Origin of the sequence: Streptomyces sp. NPDC126499 (assembly GCF_040302485.1) — a bacterium.
Taxonomy (GTDB): domain Bacteria; phylum Actinomycetota; class Actinomycetes; order Streptomycetales; family Streptomycetaceae; genus Streptomyces.
Genome location: NZ_JBEOUO010000027.1, coordinates 83,219 through 99,545, shown reverse-complemented (window position 1 = coordinate 99,545; position 16,327 = coordinate 83,219). Strand labels below are relative to the sequence as shown.

General features: G+C 74.7%; 16 protein-coding genes. 6 read left to right on the top strand and 10 right to left on the bottom strand.

Translation table 11 applies throughout. The annotated features are described in order from the left end of the window. The 3 genes from ABTZ91_RS29750 to ABTZ91_RS29740 form a co-directional block, all read right to left on the bottom strand. On the bottom strand, positions 1-1,775 hold a 1,775-nt coding region (locus tag ABTZ91_RS29750), incomplete at its 3' end, for an SMC family ATPase (protein ID WP_352080310.1). After that, complete coding sequence (locus ABTZ91_RS29745; protein ID WP_352080309.1) at positions 1,772-2,941, bottom strand: exonuclease SbcCD subunit D; 1,170 nt, start codon at positions 2,939-2,941, stop codon at positions 1,772-1,774. The genes ABTZ91_RS29745 and ABTZ91_RS29750, both read right to left, overlap by 4 nt. 54 nt (positions 2,942-2,995) lie before the next feature. Continuing rightward, a complete protein-coding gene (locus tag ABTZ91_RS29740; RefSeq protein WP_352080308.1) occupies positions 2,996-3,622 on the bottom strand; it encodes a YigZ family protein in 627 nt (208 codons plus the stop codon). Positions 3,623-3,757: 135 nt separating this feature from the next. Here ABTZ91_RS29740 and ABTZ91_RS29735 point away from each other — a divergent pair, with 135 nt between their 5' ends. Further along, positions 3,758-4,186 (top strand): CoA-binding protein, encoded by a 429-nt coding sequence (locus tag ABTZ91_RS29735; protein WP_352080307.1) that lies wholly within the window; start codon positions 3,758-3,760, stop codon positions 4,184-4,186. 66 nt (positions 4,187-4,252) lie between these two features. On the opposite strand, the gene ABTZ91_RS29730 is transcribed toward ABTZ91_RS29735, so the two are convergent. Together ABTZ91_RS29730 and ABTZ91_RS29725 are read right to left on the bottom strand one after the other, a co-directional pair. Continuing rightward, entirely contained in the window at positions 4,253-4,828 is a 576-nt protein-coding gene (locus tag ABTZ91_RS29730; protein ID WP_352080306.1) for a YbaK/EbsC family protein, read from the bottom strand. A 44-nt stretch (positions 4,829-4,872) separates the two neighbouring features. After that, positions 4,873-5,445, bottom strand: coding sequence for an XRE family transcriptional regulator (locus tag ABTZ91_RS29725; protein ID WP_352080305.1), 573 nt, complete (start codon positions 5,443-5,445; stop codon positions 4,873-4,875). Between the two features lie 104 nt (positions 5,446-5,549). Between ABTZ91_RS29725 and ABTZ91_RS29720 the strand changes: the two genes are divergently transcribed. Further along, complete coding sequence (locus ABTZ91_RS29720) at positions 5,550-6,419, top strand: DMT family transporter (RefSeq protein ID WP_352080317.1); 870 nt, start codon at positions 5,550-5,552, stop codon at positions 6,417-6,419. A gap of 141 nt (positions 6,420-6,560) precedes the next feature. Here ABTZ91_RS29720 and ABTZ91_RS29715 read toward each other — a convergent pair whose 3' ends face one another. Then, positions 6,561-7,340 (bottom strand): acyltransferase, encoded by a 780-nt coding sequence (locus tag ABTZ91_RS29715; RefSeq protein WP_352080304.1) that lies wholly within the window; start codon positions 7,338-7,340, stop codon positions 6,561-6,563. A 123-nt stretch (positions 7,341-7,463) separates the two neighbouring features. Here ABTZ91_RS29715 and ABTZ91_RS29710 point away from each other — a divergent pair, with 123 nt between their 5' ends. Then, positions 7,464-8,009 (top strand): gamma carbonic anhydrase family protein, encoded by a 546-nt coding sequence (locus tag ABTZ91_RS29710; RefSeq protein WP_352080303.1) that lies wholly within the window; start codon positions 7,464-7,466, stop codon positions 8,007-8,009. A gap of 148 nt (positions 8,010-8,157) precedes the next feature. Here the strand turns inward: ABTZ91_RS29710 and ABTZ91_RS29705 are convergent, their stop codons facing one another. From ABTZ91_RS29705 to ABTZ91_RS29695, 3 genes are all read right to left on the bottom strand, one after another. Then, positions 8,158-8,931, bottom strand: a complete 774-nt coding sequence (locus tag ABTZ91_RS29705) for a DedA family protein (RefSeq protein WP_352080302.1) — start codon at positions 8,929-8,931, stop codon at positions 8,158-8,160. A 48-nt stretch (positions 8,932-8,979) separates the two neighbouring features. Next, positions 8,980-11,529, bottom strand: a complete 2,550-nt coding sequence (locus ABTZ91_RS29700; protein WP_352080301.1) for a glycoside hydrolase family 3 C-terminal domain-containing protein — start codon at positions 11,527-11,529, stop codon at positions 8,980-8,982. A gap of 453 nt (positions 11,530-11,982) precedes the next feature. Beyond that, positions 11,983-12,420, bottom strand: a complete 438-nt coding sequence (locus tag ABTZ91_RS29695; protein ID WP_352080316.1) for a DUF4442 domain-containing protein — start codon at positions 12,418-12,420, stop codon at positions 11,983-11,985. Between the two features lie 109 nt (positions 12,421-12,529). Here ABTZ91_RS29695 and ABTZ91_RS29690 point away from each other — a divergent pair, with 109 nt between their 5' ends. From ABTZ91_RS29690 to ABTZ91_RS29680, 3 genes are all read left to right on the top strand, one after another. Then, entirely contained in the window at positions 12,530-13,621 is a 1,092-nt protein-coding gene (locus ABTZ91_RS29690) for a hypothetical protein (RefSeq protein WP_352080300.1), read from the top strand. After that, a complete protein-coding gene (locus ABTZ91_RS29685; protein WP_407078055.1) occupies positions 13,618-14,934 on the top strand; it encodes an MFS transporter in 1,317 nt (438 codons plus the stop codon). The genes ABTZ91_RS29690 and ABTZ91_RS29685 overlap by 4 nt, the downstream gene beginning before the upstream one ends. A gap of 78 nt (positions 14,935-15,012) precedes the next feature. Beyond that, the gene (locus ABTZ91_RS29680) at positions 15,013-15,396 is read left to right on the top strand and encodes a VOC family protein (RefSeq protein ID WP_352080299.1); all 384 of its coding nucleotides are present in this window, start codon (positions 15,013-15,015) and stop codon (positions 15,394-15,396) included. Positions 15,397-15,436: 40 nt separating this feature from the next. Here the strand turns inward: ABTZ91_RS29680 and ABTZ91_RS29675 are convergent, their stop codons facing one another. After that, a complete protein-coding gene (locus tag ABTZ91_RS29675; RefSeq protein WP_352080298.1) occupies positions 15,437-16,324 on the bottom strand; it encodes a GNAT family N-acetyltransferase in 888 nt (295 codons plus the stop codon). Positions 16,325-16,327 lie beyond the last annotated feature (3 nt).

Sequence of the window (16,327 nt, the reverse complement as noted above, 5' to 3'; positions counted from 1 at the left end):
GCCCGGTCGCCGCCCGCGTCCGGGGCCGACGGCGCGCCCGCCAGGACCTCCTGGCGGGCGGCCTCGTGGGCCTCGGTGGTGGCGGCGACGGTGGTTTCGGCGGTGGTGCGGATCTCGTCGGCGCGGGTGTAGGCGGCGTAGGCGGCGTCTTCGGCGGCGCGGTCGACGTGGTCGGCGGTGGTGCGCGCGGGGGCCGGGTGGTCGGCGGAGCCGCAGACCTGGCAGGGGGCGCCGGGCCGGAGGGCGGCGGCGAGTTCGGCGGCGATGCCGCGCAGGCGGCGGGACTTGACGTCCAGCCAGTGCTCGTGGGCCTCGTTGCGCCGCTCGCGGGCGGCGGTGAGCCGCTCCCGGGCGGCGGCGAGCTCGGCGGCGAGCTCGTCGCGGCGGCGGGCGGCGGCGAGCCGGCGGCGGGCCGGTTCGAGGCGTCCGGCGAGCTGCTCGGCGCGGGCGGTGGCCTCCTGGGCGGCCTCGACGCGCCGCTGGAGGGCGGCACGGTGCGGCTCCCAGCCGGCCAGCCAGGCGTCGGCGTCGAGCAGGTACTCCTCGTCCGCGCGGGCCTCGCGGTCGAGGGCGGCACGCTCGGCGGCGATCTCGGCGCTGCGCCGTTCGGCCCGGCGGGCGGACTCCAGGCCGCCGAGCTCCTCGCGGAGCCGGCGTTCGACGGCGGAGAGCTGTTCGGCTCCGGCCTCGGCGAGCTCGGGCGGCAGGACGGCCCGGGCGCGCTCGCGGGCGGCGGTCGCGGTGCGGTGGGCGCGCTCGGCGTGCTCGCGCAGGCCGAGCGCGGGGGCGACCCGGTCGGCCTTGAGGGAGCGGTCGAGGGCGGTCTGCCACTGGTCGCGCAGCGGGCGCCGGGCGGTCAGCTCCTCCTGGCGGCGCAGTGCGTCGGCGTGCCGGGCCTGCCGGTCGGCGAGCTCGCGCTCGGCGTCGAGGGCGGCACGGGCGGCGGCCTGTCGTCGCTCGGCGGCGGCCAGCCGCAGGTGGGCGATGTCGAGCGCTTCGCGGGCGTCGCTGCGGGTGAGGGCGGCCCGGGTCTGGACGGCCTCGGCGAGGCCCGGTTCGCCGGGACGCTGCTCGACGGGGTCGGCGGCGGGGCCGGTGGCGCCGGTGGCCTGGGCCATCCGGTGGGCGAGGGCGAGGAGCCGCTCGTCGCCCTCGCGGACCTCGCGCTCGGCGGCCTTGCGCAGCTCGGCGAGGCGGTCCTCGACGGCCGCGAAGCGGCGGGTGTCGAAGAGCCGGCCGAGGAGCTTGCCGCGGGCTTCGGCGTCGGAGCGCAGGAAGCGGGCGAAGTCGCCCTGGGGCAGCAGGACGACCTGGCAGAACTGGTCGCGGCTCATGCCGAGGAGCTGGGTGATCTCCTCGCCGATCTCCTGGTGGGAGCGGCTGAGCGCTCGCCAGGTGCCGGTCTGGGTGTCGTACTCGCGCAGCCAGCTCTGGGCCTTCTCCGTGGTGAAGCCGCCGCCGCGCTTCTTGGGGCGCTGCTGGGCGGGGCGGCGGGTGATCTCCAGGCGCCGCTCGCCCACGGTCAGGTCGAGGGTGACCTCGGTGTACGTGCCGGGGACGGCGTGGTCGCTGCGCAGGGTGGTGCCGGGGCTCTGGCGGGCGCCGGGGACGGCTCCGTACAGGGCGAAGCAGACGGCGTCGAGGACGGAGGTCTTGCCGGCGCCGGTCGGTCCGTGGAGCAGGAAGAGGCCGGCCGACGACAGGGGGTCGAAGTCGATCTCCTGAGTGGTGCCGAAGGGTCCGAACGCGGTGATCGACAGGCGGTGGAGCCTCACCGTCCGCTCACCTCGCGCTCGGCGGAGTCCACCCGCACGTCGTCGAAGGCGCCGTACAGGACCGTGCGCTCGGCCTGGTCGGGTCCGGCGCCTCTGACGTGGGCCACGAAGTCCTCCGCGATCTGCTGGTCGCTGCGGCCGCGCAGCCGGGTGGCGTAGGAGACGAGCGGGTCCTCGTCGGTGCGCTCGGGCTCGAAGACCAGGTTGAGGGTGTGCGGGAAGCGTTCGGTGAGCCGGGCCATGGGATCGGCGGGCCGCACGGGGTCGGTGAGGGTGGCCTCGACCCAGGCGTCCTCGTGACGGCCGAGGGCGGGGTCGGCGAGCAGGTCGTCGAGCCGGCCGCGGATCCGGGCGAGCGGCCGGGGCACGGGGCAGTCGATCCGCTCGGCGGTGTCGATCGCGCCGTCGGGGCCGAGCTCGATCAGCCACGTGGTCTTGCGGTGGTCGGCCTCGGAGAAGGAGTAGGCGAGGGGCGAGCCGGAGTAGCGGACCCGGGGCGTGAGGGTCTGGCTGCCGTGGAGGTGGCCGAGGGCGACGTAGTCCACGCCGTCGAAGACTCCGGCGGGCACGGCGGCGACGCCGCCGACCGTGATGTCCCGCTCGCTGTCGCTGGCTTCGCCTCCGGCGACGAAGGCGTGGGCGAGGACGACGGAGCGGGTGCCCGCGGGGCGGGTCGCGAGGTCGGCGCGCACGCGGTCCATGGCGGCGGCGAGCACGGACTCGTGCCCGGCCTTCTCGGCGCCGAACCGCTCGCGCACCAGGGCCGGTTCGAGATAGGGCAGGCCGTAGAGGGCGACGTCGCCGTGGGCGTCGGAGAGGACGACGGGCGTGCCGACGCCGGCCGGGTCGGTGCGCAGGTGGATGCCGGCGCGCTCGATGAGGCCGGCGGCGACGCCGAGCCGGCGGGCCGAGTCGTGGTTCCCGGAGATCATGACCGTGGGCACGCCGGCGTCGGCGAGCCGGTGCAGGGCGGTGTCGAAGAGCTCGACGGCGGCGAGCGGCGGCACCGCCCGGTCGTAGACGTCGCCCGCCACCAGGACCGCGTCGACCTCGCGCTCGCGCACCGTCGCCACCAGGTGGTCGAGGAACGCGGCCTGGGCGTCGAGCAGGGACACCCGGTGGAACGAGCGTCCCAGGTGCCAGTCCGACGTGTGCAGAAGCCTCATGATCCCTGAGCGTATCGGTGGGGTACGACAACGCCGGCGGCCGAGCGGGCCGGCTCAGGCATCTCCGTACGCCTCCCCGCCCGGTTCGAAGGTCGCCTCGCCCGCCGTGACGTCGGCGAGCCAGGCCGTGAAGTCCGTCACGTCGGCGTCGGGGAGCCCGATCTCGATGGTGACGGCGGCCCCGTAGGTCACCTCGCGCACCGCGCGGCCGGTGGCGCGCAGGTCGTTCTGGAGCTTGCCGGCCCGCTGGTGGTCGACGGTGACGGTGGCGAGCCGGTAGCGGCGGCGGGTGACGGTGCCGAGGGCGTCGAGCGCCTCGCCGACGACGCCGCCGTAGGCGCGGATGAGGCCGCCCGCGCCGAGTTTCACGCCGCCGTAGTAGCGGGTGACGACGGCGGCGACGTAGCGCATCTCGCGGCGCAGGAGCATCTGGAGCATGGGCACGCCGGCGGTGCCGCCGGGCTCGCCGTCGTCGGAGGCCTTCTGGACGGAGGCGTCGGCGCCGACGACGTACGCGAAGCAGTTGTGGGTGGCGGTCGGGTGCTCGCGGCGGACGCGTGCGACGAAGGCCTGCGCCTCCTCCTCGTCGGCGACGGGCGCGAGCGCGCAGATGAAGCGCGAGCGGTTGATCTCGGTCTCGTGGACGCCCTCGCGGGCGAGCGTCAGGTACTGCTCCTGCATCCGGCCAGCCTATGCGCCCGCGCGCCGGGTCCCGTACGGGACGGTCTCGGGGTCGGATCAGGGTCGGGCCGGGAATGACCGACGGTCACCGGCCGTTCACCGGAGCGAACAGTCATTCACGGAAGGCAGCGTCAGATGAGCGTCGAGACCAGGGCCGCCGAGGCCGAGTCGGAGACCGTCCGCCGGATCCTCACGGAGAGCGGCGACACGTGGGCGATCGTGGGGCTCTCCGGCAACCGCTCGCGCGCGGCCTACGGGGTCGCGGCCACCCTCCAGCGCTTCGGGAAGCGGATCGTGCCGGTCCACCCGAAGGCGGAGACGGTGCACGGGGAGCGGGGGTACGCGTCGCTGGCGGACATCCCGTTTCCGGTGGACGTGGTGGACGTGTTCGTGAACAGCGGCCTCGCGGGCGGGATAGCGGACGAGGCGGTCGCGGTCGGCGCCAAGGCGGTCTGGTTCCAGCTCGACGTGATCGACACCAAGGCGTACGCGCGGACCCGCGAGGCCGGTGTGGACATGGTGATGGACCGCTGCCCGGCGATAGAGATCCCGAAGCTGGGCTGAGGCCGGACCGGCTGGGCCCAGCGCGGATCGGCTGGGCCCCGCGCGGATCGACGGGCTGAGCTCGGGTCAGCCGGACTGCGGTTCGGGGGCGATTCCCAGGCCCTCCAGGACGACGGCACCGGGCAGCTCGGCGAAGGCCTTGCCCGGCAGGATGAGCTTGCCGCGCCGGCGTCCGCTGCCGACGAGCACCCATTCGGTGTCGACGACGGAGGCGTCGACGAGCACCGGCCAGTCCGCGGGCAGGCCGATGGGGGTGATGCCGCCGTATTCCATGCCGGTGTCGCCGGTCGCGGTCTCGACGGGGGCGAAGCGGACCTTGCGCGAGCCGAGTTCGCGGCGGACGGCGCCGTTGACTTCGACGCGGGTGCCGGAGCGGACCACGCAGGCGGCGAGGGTGGTGGTCTCGCCGCGCTTGCCGGCGACGATCACACAGTTCGCGGACTCGTCGAGCAGCTGCTGTCCGTGGTGCTCGACGAAGACGGCGGTGTCGGCGATGGCCGGGTCGGTGTCCACGTAGAGGATCCGGTCCGCCGGCACGGTTCCGCGCCAGGCCCGCAGGGCGGCGGCGACGGGAGCGGTGAGCAGGTCGAGGCAGTCGGGGGCGGGCCGGGCGTCGTCGAAGTCTCCGATGGGTGCGCGCATGTCCGCCACGCTAACAAGCCCGCGGCCGGGGGCGGTTGGGCGTCTCAGCGTACGGGCGGGATGGAGACGGCCATCGTCATCTCGACCGTCTCGTCACCGTGGTTGCGGTAGGCGTGCGGCACGTTGCTCTCGAAGACGGCGGAGGTGCCGGCCGGGACGGTGTGCTCCTCGCCCTCCACGACCAGGGTGAGGGTCCCGGAGGTGACGTGGAGGAGTTCGGTGGTGCCGTCGGGGTGCGGGTCGGAGGCGCTGCCGTCGCCCGGCATGAGGGTCCAGTGCCAGAGCTCCAGGGGGCCGCGGGCCTCGGTGCCGGCGAGGAGGGTGGTGTGGCTGCCGGTGGAGGTCGACCACATGCGGACGGCCTGGTCCGGCGGCACGAGGCGGACCTGGGGGTCCTGGTCGTAGTCGAGGAGGGTGGTGATCGAGACGCCGAGGGCGTCGGCCAGTTTGACCGTGGTGCCGACGCTGGGGTTGGTGCGGGCCTGCTCGATCTGGATGATCATGCCGCGGCTGACCCCGGCGCGGGCGGCGAGCGCGTCCAGCGTGAAGCCGCGTTCGTTGCGCCAGCGCTTCAGGTTGCGGGCGAGCGACTGGGTGAGCTGATCGAGGTCCGACACTTTCCGTCCAATATTGTGAATGACAGAGTTCAATACGCTGTACTACCGTGTGGTGCACCCGATTGTTCACTGCACTGTACTGCGAGGCCCTTCCCATGACGGCACTGACGGCGCTGTTCGCCCTCGCCACCAGTCTCCTCTGGGGCCTCGCCGACTTCGGCGGCGGACTGCTGACCCGCCGTTTCCCCGCGCTGACCGTCGTGGTGGTCTCCCAGACGATCGCCGTCGTCGTCCTCGGCACCCTGGTGCTCGCCACCGGCGCCCTGAGCGAGGCCGGCCCCCGGCTCTGGTACGCGGTGGCGGCCGGTGCCGTCGGTCCCGTGGCGATGCTCGCCTTCTACAAGGCGCTCGCGCTCGGCCCGATGGGCGTGGTCTCCCCGCTGGGCTCGCTCGGGGTGGTCGTGCCGGTCGCCGTGGGACTGCTCCTGGGCGACCGGCCGGGCCTGCTCCAGTTCGCCGGGATCGTGGTGGCGATAGCGGGCGTGGTGCTCGCGGGCGGCCCGGAGCTGCGGGGCGCGCCGGTGCAGCGGCAGGCGGTGCTGCTCACCCTGGTCGCCGCCTTCGGATTCGGCGCGGTCATGGCCCTGATCGCCGAGGCCTCCACCACCCTCACCGGCCTCTTCCTCGCCCTCTTCGTGCAGCGCGTGACCAATGTGGCCGTCGGCGGCGGCGCCCTGTGGCTCTCCGTCCGGCGCGGCGGGCGGGCGCTTCCCGAGGGCGGCGGCGGCCCGCGGGCGGTCGCGGCCGCGGTGCCGGCCCTGGCCTTCGTCGGCCTCGCGGACGTCGCCGCCAACGGGACGTACGCGCTCGCCGCGCAGCACGGCCCGGTGACGATCGCCGCGGTCCTCGCCAGCCTCTACCCGGTGGTGACGGCCCTGGCCGCCCGCGGGGTGCTCAAGGAACGGCTCCGGTCGGTGCAGGCGGCGGGAGCGGGCCTGGCGCTGGTGGGCACGGTGCTGCTCGCCACGGGTTGACCGCCGGCTCGGCGCGCCTTCGGCCCACGAGAGGCCGGGCCGAAGCGCGGTCGTACCGCTCCTCGGTCCGCCAAGCCGGGCCTCCGGCGCCCCGCGTCCTGAGTCCGCCACGCGCCGGGCCGGGCCTCCGGCGCCCCCCCTTCAGCTCGCCGGCTCGGAGGACAGGCCGTTCAGGTGGTCGAGCTCGTCCAGGCTCAGTTCGGCGAGGACGGCCAGCTGCTCCGGGGTGATGCCGGCCGGGATCGGCTTGGGGGCGGGGGTGCGCAGGGGCGGCTGCCAGCCGCGTTCCGGGTCGTAGGAGCGGACCACCTTGGCGGGCGCGCCCGCCACCACGGCGTGGTCGGGGACCTCTCCGCGTACGACCGCCCCGGCGGCCACCACCACGTTCCGGCCGAGCCGGGCGCCGGGCAGGATCACGGCACCGGTGCCGAGCCAGCAGCCGGGACCGATGACGACGGGCTCCGCGCGCGGCCACTGCCGGCCCACGGGGACGTCCGGGTCGTCGTAACTGTGGTTGGTCGAGGTGATGTAGACGTACGGCCCGCAGTAGGTGTCCGAGCCGATGGTGATCGGCGCGTCCGCGATGACGTGGCTGCCGCGGCCGAGCACGACGCCGTCGCCGAGGGTCAGCACGGTGTCCGCGCCGAGGTCGAGGTCGGGCAGCATGCCGGCGGTCAGGGTGACCTGTTCGGCGATGATGCAGCAGGCGCCGATCTCGATCCACGGCTCGCCGAAGACGGTGCCCTGGGGGAAGGCGAGCCGGGTGCCCTCGCCGAGCCGGCGGAAGCGCAGCCGCCCGGGGTGCTCGGCGGTCACGGCACCCGCCTGCTGGATCCGGCGCCAGCCGCTCTGCAGGGCGCGGGCGACCACACGGCGCCGCCAGGCGGTCAGCGATGAGAACGTGTTTCTGTTCCGGGGCACCCGGACACCGTAGTCGGCGGCGTCATGGCTGATCAGTGCGGTGCGCTGTGATGTCCGTCATGGGACCGGACTAGTGTTCCGCCCGAGGCGCGAGTGACGATCCGAGCGAGCAGGAGCGAGAAAATGGCAGAGGTGCCGGAGGTGTCGGGGGCTTTGATCAGGGCCGTGGGCGGCAAGGAACCGAAGGTCGATCCGACGGCCTTCACGGCGCCGACCTCGGTGGTCCTCGGCGAGGTGACGCTCGGGCCGCGCGCCAGCGTCTGGTACCACGCGGTGCTGCGGGCGGACTGCGGGCCGATCGAGGTCGGCGAGGACGCCAACGTCCAGGACAACTGCACGGTCCACGTGGACCCGGGCTTCCCGGTGTCGATCGGCGCGCGCGTGACGGTCGGCCACAACGCGACCGTCCACGGCTGTGTGATCGAGGACGACGTACTGGTCGGCATGGGCGCGACGATCCTCAACGGTGCCCGGATCGGCACCGGTTCGCTGGTCGCCGCGCAGGCCCTGGTCCCGCAGGGCATGGAGGTGCCGCCCGGCTCCCTGGTCGCCGGCGTCCCCGCGAAGGTGCGGCGCCCGCTGACCGAGGAGGAGCAGGCGGGCATCCGCCTCAACGCCGAGATGTACCTGCACCTGGCCAAGGATCACGCCGAGGCGTTCGGGGGGTAGGTGCCCCGGGGGCGGCCGCACCGGCCGCCCCGTCCGGGGGCGGCCCTCTTCGGCGCCCCTCTTCGGCGGCCCACGGAGCGGCCCTCCTCGGCGGCCCTACGGCGCGGCCCTCTTCGGCGGCCCTATGGTGCGGCCCTGCTCGGCTGCCCTAGTCCGCGGCGGCCCGCGCCGGGGCGGCCACCGGCGCCGCCGCGGTCGCCGCCGCCCCGACCGGCGCCAGGCCCTCGTCCGTACCGGTCGCCCCGGCGGTCACTCCCGTGGTCACCCCGGCGGTCGCCTCGGTGCCGACGGCGGCCGGCCCGCTCTCGGCGGCGTGCGCCGCGGCCTTCCTGGCGCGGTTCTTCAGGACGAGCATCGAGGTGAGGCCGAAGAGGACCGCGAGTACGAGCCCCAGCCACGAGAAGCGCTTGAGCCAGGCCTCGGCGACGATGCCCACCGAGTAGATGACGGCCGTGGTGCCGCCCGCCCAGAGGATGCCGCCGAAGACGTTGGCGAGGGCGAACTTCCAGTAGGGCATGCGCAGCACGCCCGCGAGCGGCCCGGCGAAGATCCGCAGCAGGGCGACGAAGCGGCCGAAGAAGACCGCCCACATGCCCCACTTCTGGAAGGAGCGCTCGGCGAGGGCGATGTTGGCCTCGCCGAAGTGCTTGGGGAACCTCTTGCCGAGCTTCGCGAGCAGCGGCCGGCCGCCCTTGCGGCCGATCGCGTAGCCGATCGAGTCGCCGATGATCGCGCCGGCGGTGGCGCAGGCGCCGAGGACGTACGGGTCGATGTCGCCGTGCTGGGAGGCCAGCAGGGCCGAGCTGACGAGGACGATCTCGCCGGGCAGCGGGATGCCCAGGCTCTCCAGGCCGATCACCACCCCGACCAGCGCGTAGACGGCGACCGCGGGGATCGTCTCCAGCCACTCCTGGACGTGCACGCGCCTTACCTCTCCCGTATCGCGACCGAACCCCGGCAGCCTACCCGGTCACCGTGCGCCGACGACGGCCTCGGCCCGCAGCGGCAGCACACGGGAGGACGCCCCGGCGCGCACCTCGCGGCGGCCGGTGCCCGGGACCCAGCGGTGCCGGGCCTCGTCCCAGGAGGAGAGGGTCCGGGCGGCCACCGGGATCGTGATCCGGCGGCGCTCGCCGGGGGCGAGCCTGAGGCGCCGGTAGCCGGCGAGGAGCCGGTGCGGCTGGTCGACGCCGACGGCGGCGAGGTCCGGCGACGGGCCGACGTACACCTGCGCCACCTCGATGCCGGTGCGCCGTCCGGTGTTGACGACGGTGAAGGTGACGTGCAGCCCGTCGTCGACGGGGACGGCGCTCAGCCGCTCGTAGGCGAAGGTCGTGTACGACAGTCCGTGGCCGAACGGGAAGAGCGGGGTGACGTCCTCGGCGTCGTACCAGCGGTGGCCGACGTGGATGCCCTCGCCGTACACCTCGACGCCGTTCACCCCGGGGTAGCGGCGCGGGTCGCCGGCGGTGGGGTGGGCGTCCTCGGAGAGCGGGAAGGTCTGGGTGAGGCGGCCGCCGGGGTCGACGTCACCGAAGAGCACGGCCGCGGTGGCGGGGCCGCCCTCCTGGCCCGGGTAGTACATCTGGAGCACGGCGGCGGTGTCGGCCAGCCACGGCATGGTGACGGCCGACGAGGTGTTGAGGACGACGGTCGTGCGCGGGTTGGCCGCGGTGACGGCCCTGATGAGGGCCTCCTGGCGGCCGGGCAGGGCGAGGCTGGTGCGGTCGCGGCCCTCGGTGGCGTCCTCGTAGGCGAACAGGATGGTGCTGTGGGCGGCGCGGGCCGCGGCGACGGCCTCGGCGACGTCGGCGGCCCGACTCGCGCCGTTGGCCGCGCGCAGCCGGAAGCGCTGGCCGTCGGTGCCGCCGTGGGCGGTGACGGCGATGCGGTGGGTGCCGGCGGTGAGCCGGTGGTCGGCGCGGCGCACGGTCAGTCCGTCGGCGGCGCGCCCGCCGACACCGCCGGTGAAGTACGTGGCGACGCCGGCCTGGAAGAGGTCGGCGCCGTCCAGGGTGACGGTGGGCCGGCGGCCGCTGTAGTGGACGAAGAAGCTCCAGTCGTCGTCGGCGGTGGTGGTGAGGGTGCCCTCGTAGGTCCAGATCTCGCCGGCGGCGACACCGACGTCGTCGAGGGAACGGGCGGGATCCGTGGGCGCCGCGGCGTCGCCGAGGGACAGGGGCTTGCCGAGGACGTCCTCGCCGACGGCGTACGTCACGGTGGCCCGGTCGCCGGCCCGGGTGCGCAGGGCGTCGAGCGGGCTGGTGGCGGCGTCGGGGACGACATGGGCGCTGCCGCCGCCGCTGACGAAGGGCACGGAGCCGGTCGGGCCGATGACGGCGAGGGAACGGGCGGCCCGGCCGGTGAGCGGCAGCGTGCCGTTCTCGTTGCGCAGCAGGGTCGCGCCGGCGGTGGCCACGCGGAGCGCGAGGCGGGCCCCGGCGGCGGCGTCGCGCTCGGGCCGGGCGTCGGCCTGCTCGTCGAGGAGGCCGAAGCGTTCGCGTACGGAGAGGATGCGGCGTACGGCGGTGTCGACGACGGTCTCGTCGATCCGCCCCTCGCGGACGGCGCGGCGCAGGGCGGCGCCGTAGTGGGCGCCGCCGGGCATCTCCATGTCGCAGCCGGCGGTGAGGGCGGGCCCGGTGGAGTGGACGGCGCCCCAGTCGCTCATGACCCAGCCGTCGAAACCCCACCGGTCCCGCAGGATGTCGGTGAGCAGCGTGCGGTTCTCGGTGGCGTACGTGCCGTCCACCTTGTTGTACGCGGCCATGACGGAGCCCACGCCGGCGGCGACGGCGGCCTCGAAGCCGCGCAGTTCGGTCTCGTGGAGGGTCTGTTCGCCGGCCCGTACGTCGACGGTCATGCGGTCGCGCTCCTGGTTGTTGAGGGCCAGGTGCTTGACGGTGGCGATCAGGCCCTCGGCCTGGATGCCGCGGATCTGCTCGGCGACGAGGTCGGCGGAGAGCAGGGGGTCCTCGGAGAAGGTCTCGAAGTTCCGCCCGGCGTAGGGGGTGCGGATGAGGTTGACCATCGGGGACAGCAGGACGTCCTGGCCGAGGGCGCGGCCCTCGCGGCCGAGCGCGCGCCCGTAGGCGCGGGCGAGTCCGGGGTCGAAGGCGGCGGCGAGCATGACGGGCGCGGGCAGCGCGGTGGCCTTCTTGTGGACGCGGACTCCGGCGGGCCCGTCGGCGAGCCGTAGCGCGGGGATGCCGAGGCGTGGCACCCCGGGCACGTATCCGGCCTGGCCGAGCCGTTCGGGGTCCGTGGCGCCGTGCAGCAGGGCGGTCTTCTCGTCGAGGGTGAGCCGCGCGAGCAGTCCGTCGACCCGCTCGCCGGCCGCGCCCGCCGCACCGGCTCCGGCGGCTGCGGATCCGGCTCGTGCCGTCCCGACGGGCACGGCGCTGAACGCCGCCGCGCCGGCGAGCGCGAGCAGCAGCCGCCGCCGGGAGAGTCGTCGGCGCGGTGGAGCGGCGGCGGTGGTCGGCTCGCCCTGGGGGTCCGGGGTGGGTGCGTGGGACACGGCGACGCTCCTTCGAACCGGCACGATTCCTGCGATCATGCGTTGATCGCACTATGCGTGACGGTGCGTCGGTTTTGTCGCCGCCGTGCCGGGACGGGGGCCGAGGTGGTCCGGTCGAACCGGTCAAGCAACCGGCCATCGCCGTCGGGCCGTGGCCACGGAGGCCGACCTCGCCCCCGGTCACCGCGGCGGGCCCGGGAACGCGGCGGGTCGGCCGAGGCCCGAGGGCCGCTCAGCCTCTCCGTGACCGCACGCGGGTCAGGGACTCGGCGCAGGCTCCAGTGGTGGAGCCGGCCGAGACCCCGCCCCCGTCACCGCGGCGCGGGGGCAGGAATGCGGCCGCGGTCCCCGAGTCGGCGGGCCGCAGCCCACCCCGGCCCCAGGCCCGGGCCGACCTCACCCCCGCCCCCCGCCGCACCGCACCGAGCCCGGCCCCTCCCCGCCGCGCGTGCCTCAGGAGTTCGGGCGCAGCGTCCAGACGACGGTCATCTCGCCCGTCACGGCGCCGTCCTCGCGGGTGAGGGCGATGTGGACGGGGAACTCGGGGCGCCGACCGGCGTCGAGGTCGGCGACGACCTCGGCGGCGGGGCGGCCGAGGGTGGCGGTGGCGGTGACGACGCCCATCGCGAGCTTCTTGTAGCCGATCTCGGCCTTCACGGCGAGGGGCACCGCGCGGTTCAGCTGGTCGCCGAAGGCGGCCAGGACGATGGCGCCGCTGGCGGACTCGGCGAGGGTGAACATGGCTCCGGCGTGCGGGCCGCCCACGTGGTTGTGGTAGTCGGCCTGGTCCGGCAGGCGCACGACGGCGCGCTCGGCGGTGGTCTCCAGGAACTCCAGGTTGAGGGTCCTGGCCATGGGCACCGTGGCGGCGAGCATCTCGCCGACGGTCATCTGGTCTGCGCTCATGAGCCGCGATGTTACCCGCGAGTAGCAGTCTTCGCCATCCCCGCACGGGGGCGGCCGTAGCCCGCCACCGGCCGCACCTCTATCGTTACTGGCCATGTGGCCAGGACAGCAGCCGCCCGGGGGCGAGCAGAACCCGCAGGACCAGAGTCAGAACCCGTACGCACAGCCGGGCGCGCAGCCCGGTGGTTACGGCCAGCCGAATCCGTACCCGCAGCAGCCGGGTACGCAGCCCGGCGGCTACGGACAGCCCAATCCGTACCAGCAGCCGACGGTGGCTCAGCCGGGCGGCTACGGACAGCCGAACCCGTACCAGCAGCCGACGGTGGCGCAGTACGCGATGCCGGGCCCGGCGCAGCCGGGCGGCGACGGCGGGAAGAAGAAGCAGACGACCGTGGTGGCGATCGTCGCCGCCGTGGCCGTGCTGGCCGCCGCCGGTGTCGCCGGCTATCTCGTCCTCGGCAAGGACGACGAGAAGAACGACCGGGCCGATGACCCCAAGCCGACGCAGTCGGCCTCCTCGGCCCCGGCCGGCGGCCCGGCGTCCCCGTCGATCGACAACCCGCGCGACGGGGCCGACCACCAGCCGACGATCCCCGGCTGGAAGGTCGTCTACAACCCGAAGTACGGCACGCTCTTCGACGTACCGCCGGGCTGGGAGGTGTCGAAGCCCGGCACCGCCACCGGCTTCGAGGACGAGAAGAAGGGCGACGGCTCTCCCGTCGTCTCGATGTCCGCGCCCGCCTACCTCAAGAGCAGCTGGTGCGCGGTGGACACCGACCACAACGGCACCGAGGAGACCTGGGGCCTGAGCTCGGCGGGCACCAAGGGCGGCCAGGGCGCCAAGGACACCGCCGAGGCGGCCTACAACGAGGCCGGCAACTGGGTGTGGGCCGGCTACGCCCAGCACATGCCCAAGGGCACCATCAAGATCTCCAAGGCCGTGCCGTACACCACGAAGGCCGGTCTCCAGGGCAGCATGGCCACGGCCGTCGCCCCCGGCATCAAGAAGCGCCACAAGTGCGAGACGGACGGCAAGTCCGTCGCGTTCTCCTTCAAGAACGCCAAGGGCGACTTCTCCTCCTTCGTGCTGTACGCCGCCAAGGGCGTGAAGGACGAGCTCCCGGACGCCACCATCCAGCAGATCGTCTCCACCGTGCGGCTCGCCCCCGAAGCCCCGGAGTCGTGATCCTCACCCGCCCCCGCACCCGCAGACCCGACTGGGCCGGGCGCAACTACCTGCTGCTGACCGCCGCCGCGATCGTCACCAACCTGGGCACCCACGGCGCCCTGATCGCGGCGGCGTTCGCCGTCATCCAGTCGGGCGGCGACGGCGGGGACGTCGGCCTGGTCGCGATGGCCCGCACCCTGCCGCTCGTCCTCTTCCTGCTCATCGGGGGAGCGATCGCCGACCGGGTGCCGCGGCACCGGGTGATGGTCGCCGCCAACGCCCTCAACTTCGTCTCCCAGGCGGTGTTCGCCGTCCTCGTCCTCACGGGCGAGGCGCGGCTGTGGCAGATGATGCTGCTGACCGCGCTGTGCGGCACGGGGCAGGCGTTCTTCAGCCCGGCGGCCGAGGGCATGTTGATGTCCAGCGTCAGCGGCGAGCAGGCCAGTCGCGCCTTCGCCCTCTTCCGGATGGCGATGCACGGCGCCGGCATCGGCGGGGCCGCGCTCGGCGGCGCGCTGATCGCGGCCGTCGGACCCGGCTGGGTCCTCGCGATCGACGCGGCCGCCTTCGCGGTCGCGGGAGCGCTGCGGGCCTTCCTCGACGTCCGGCACATCCCCGGGCGCGCGCCGGGCGGCGGGCTGCTCGCGGATCTGCGGGAGGGCTGGGACGAGTTCGTCGGCCGCCCGTGGCTCTGGTCGATCGTCGCGCAGTTCTCCATCGTGGTGGCGCTGGTGGGCGCGGCCGAGTCGGTGTACGGACCGCTGGTCGCCCGCGACGAACTGGGCGGCGCACGGCCCTGGGGCCTGGCGCTGGCCGCGTTCGGCGTGGGCACCCTCGGCGGCGCGCTCCTGATGGCCCGGTGGAAACCGCGCCGGATGCTGCTCGTGGGGACCCTGTGCGTGTTCCCCATCGCCCTGCCGTCGGCGGCGCTCGCCGTGCCGCTCGACGTGGTCGGGCTCTCGGTCGCGATGTTCGTCAGCGGCGTGGCGATCGAGGTCTTCGGCGTCTCCTGGATGACCGCGCTGCACCAGGAGATCCCCGAGGAGAAGCTGTCCCGCGTCTCGGCCTACGACTGGTTCGGCTCGACCGCCATGCTCCCCCTGTCCACGGCCCTGGCCGGGCCGGCGGAGAGCGTCTTCGGCCGGAGCAACGCGCTGTGGGGCTCGGCCGCCCTCATCGTGCTCGTCACGGCGCTGGTACTCCTCGTGCCGGACGTACGGAATCTGTCGCGCCGTACGAAGCAGGTGGCGGGGGCGCCGGGCGTCCGAGCCGGTCAGGCCGGCGAGGGCGAGCAGGCGGGCGAGGGCGAGCAGGCGGCGGTGAAAGCCTGAGCCCGCCCGGCGTTCGGCGGGAAGATCGGGAAGGCTCGTGGGTGGCGTTCGACGGGAAGATCGGGAAGGCTCGGGGGCATGTTTTCCGTGGTGCAGAACGTGGCGATCGACTGTGCGGATGCCTATGAGCTGGCCCGGTTCTGGAGCGGTGTGACCGGCCGTCCGCTGCATCCCGACAACCGGCCCGGTGACCGGGAGACCCAGGTCCTCCTGAAGGAGGGCCCGGTGCTGTACTTCAACCAGGTGCCCGAGGGCAAGACCGGCAAGAACCGGATCCATCTGTGTCTGCGCCCCGAGACCTCGCGCGACGAGGAGGTGGACCGGCTCCTCGGCCTCGGCGCCGCCTTCGTCGCCGACCACCGCAATCCCGACGGCACGGGCTGGGCCGTCCTGGCCGATCCCGAGGGAAACGAGTTCTGCGTGCTGCGCAGCGCGTCGGAGCGGGCGGCCGCGGACTCCTGATCGCCGGCTCGGGTGAGCCTGGGCCCGGGCGGAGAAGCGTCTACGCGACCCGGCAGCGGTCCCGGACCTCGGGGCAGGGGCGGAAGCCGGCGGAGGTGTAGGTGGCGACGGCGGCCGTGTTGGCGCTCGGGGTGCAGACCAGGGCGCTGGACGCGCCCAGGTGCCGGAGCGTGGCCGCCGCGGCGAGGGTGACCGCCGTGCCGTGGCCGCGGCCGCGGTGGTCCGGGTGGACGCCCATCGGTTCGAGCACGCCGGGTCTGCCGGGACCGGCCGACCAGACCGTCACCGACGCCACCGCGGCACCGAGGCCGTCGTACGCGAGCAGGCTCCGGGCTTCGGCGTACGGCAGTCCGGTCGCCATCGCGTGCCACCGCTCGGCCGTGAAGCTCGACCCGTCGAACGCCGCCCGGTGGACGGCGGCGTACGCGGCCGCCCGCTCCGGGCCGACCACCTCGATCCGTACGCCCGGGTCCGGCACGGCCTCCGTGAGGTCGCGGCGCAGCGGCGTCCAGGGCTCGTCGAGGCCCCAGCCCGCCTCGGACAGCAGATCGTCCACCAGGGCGCCCGCCGGGGCCTCGATGTTCACCCGGCCTGCGGGCAGCACGCCGCGCTCCGGGTCCGTCACGTCCGCCACGATCCGCCGCGCCGGCTCCTCGTCGCGCCGGGCCTCCGGCGCCATCGCGAGCCGCAGCAGCGTGGGGCCGTCCAGCAGCCCCACGGCGAGGATCCGTCCGTCCCGGTGCCAGGTCCTGACCGCCGCGGCGGTCGCCCGCGCACCCCGACGCCAGAACCAGCCCAGGTCTCCCGGATGCAGCTGCACGGGTGCCCCGTCGTCCTGCCATGCGCGCAGTGCGTCCACGGCCTCGCGCAGGACGTCCACGGCCTCGCGCGGCCCGTCGGTTCCCGGCGTCCCCAGCACGATCGTCATGAA

Excerpts from the sequence above, each read along its gene's own strand:
- ABTZ91_RS29745 (WP_352080309.1), bottom strand. The coding sequence starts at position 2,941 with ATGAGGCTTCTGCACACGTCGGACTGGCACCTGGGACGCTCGTTCCAC.
- ABTZ91_RS29675 (WP_352080298.1), bottom strand. The coding sequence starts at position 16,324 with ATGACGATCGTGCTGGGGACGCCGGGAACCGACGGGCCGCGCGAGGCC.
- ABTZ91_RS29740 (WP_352080308.1), bottom strand. The coding sequence starts at position 3,622 with ATGCAGGAGCAGTACCTGACGCTCGCCCGCGAGGGCGTCCACGAGACC.
- ABTZ91_RS29735 (WP_352080307.1), top strand. The coding sequence starts at position 3,758 with ATGAGCGTCGAGACCAGGGCCGCCGAGGCCGAGTCGGAGACCGTCCGC.
- ABTZ91_RS29690 (WP_352080300.1), top strand. The coding sequence starts at position 12,530 with ATGTGGCCAGGACAGCAGCCGCCCGGGGGCGAGCAGAACCCGCAGGAC.
- ABTZ91_RS29710 (WP_352080303.1), top strand. The coding sequence starts at position 7,464 with ATGGCAGAGGTGCCGGAGGTGTCGGGGGCTTTGATCAGGGCCGTGGGC.
- ABTZ91_RS29680 (WP_352080299.1), top strand. The coding sequence starts at position 15,013 with ATGTTTTCCGTGGTGCAGAACGTGGCGATCGACTGTGCGGATGCCTAT.
- ABTZ91_RS29730 (WP_352080306.1), bottom strand. The coding sequence starts at position 4,828 with ATGCGCGCACCCATCGGAGACTTCGACGACGCCCGGCCCGCCCCCGAC.
- ABTZ91_RS29695 (WP_352080316.1), bottom strand. The coding sequence starts at position 12,420 with ATGACCGTCGGCGAGATGCTCGCCGCCACGGTGCCCATGGCCAGGACC.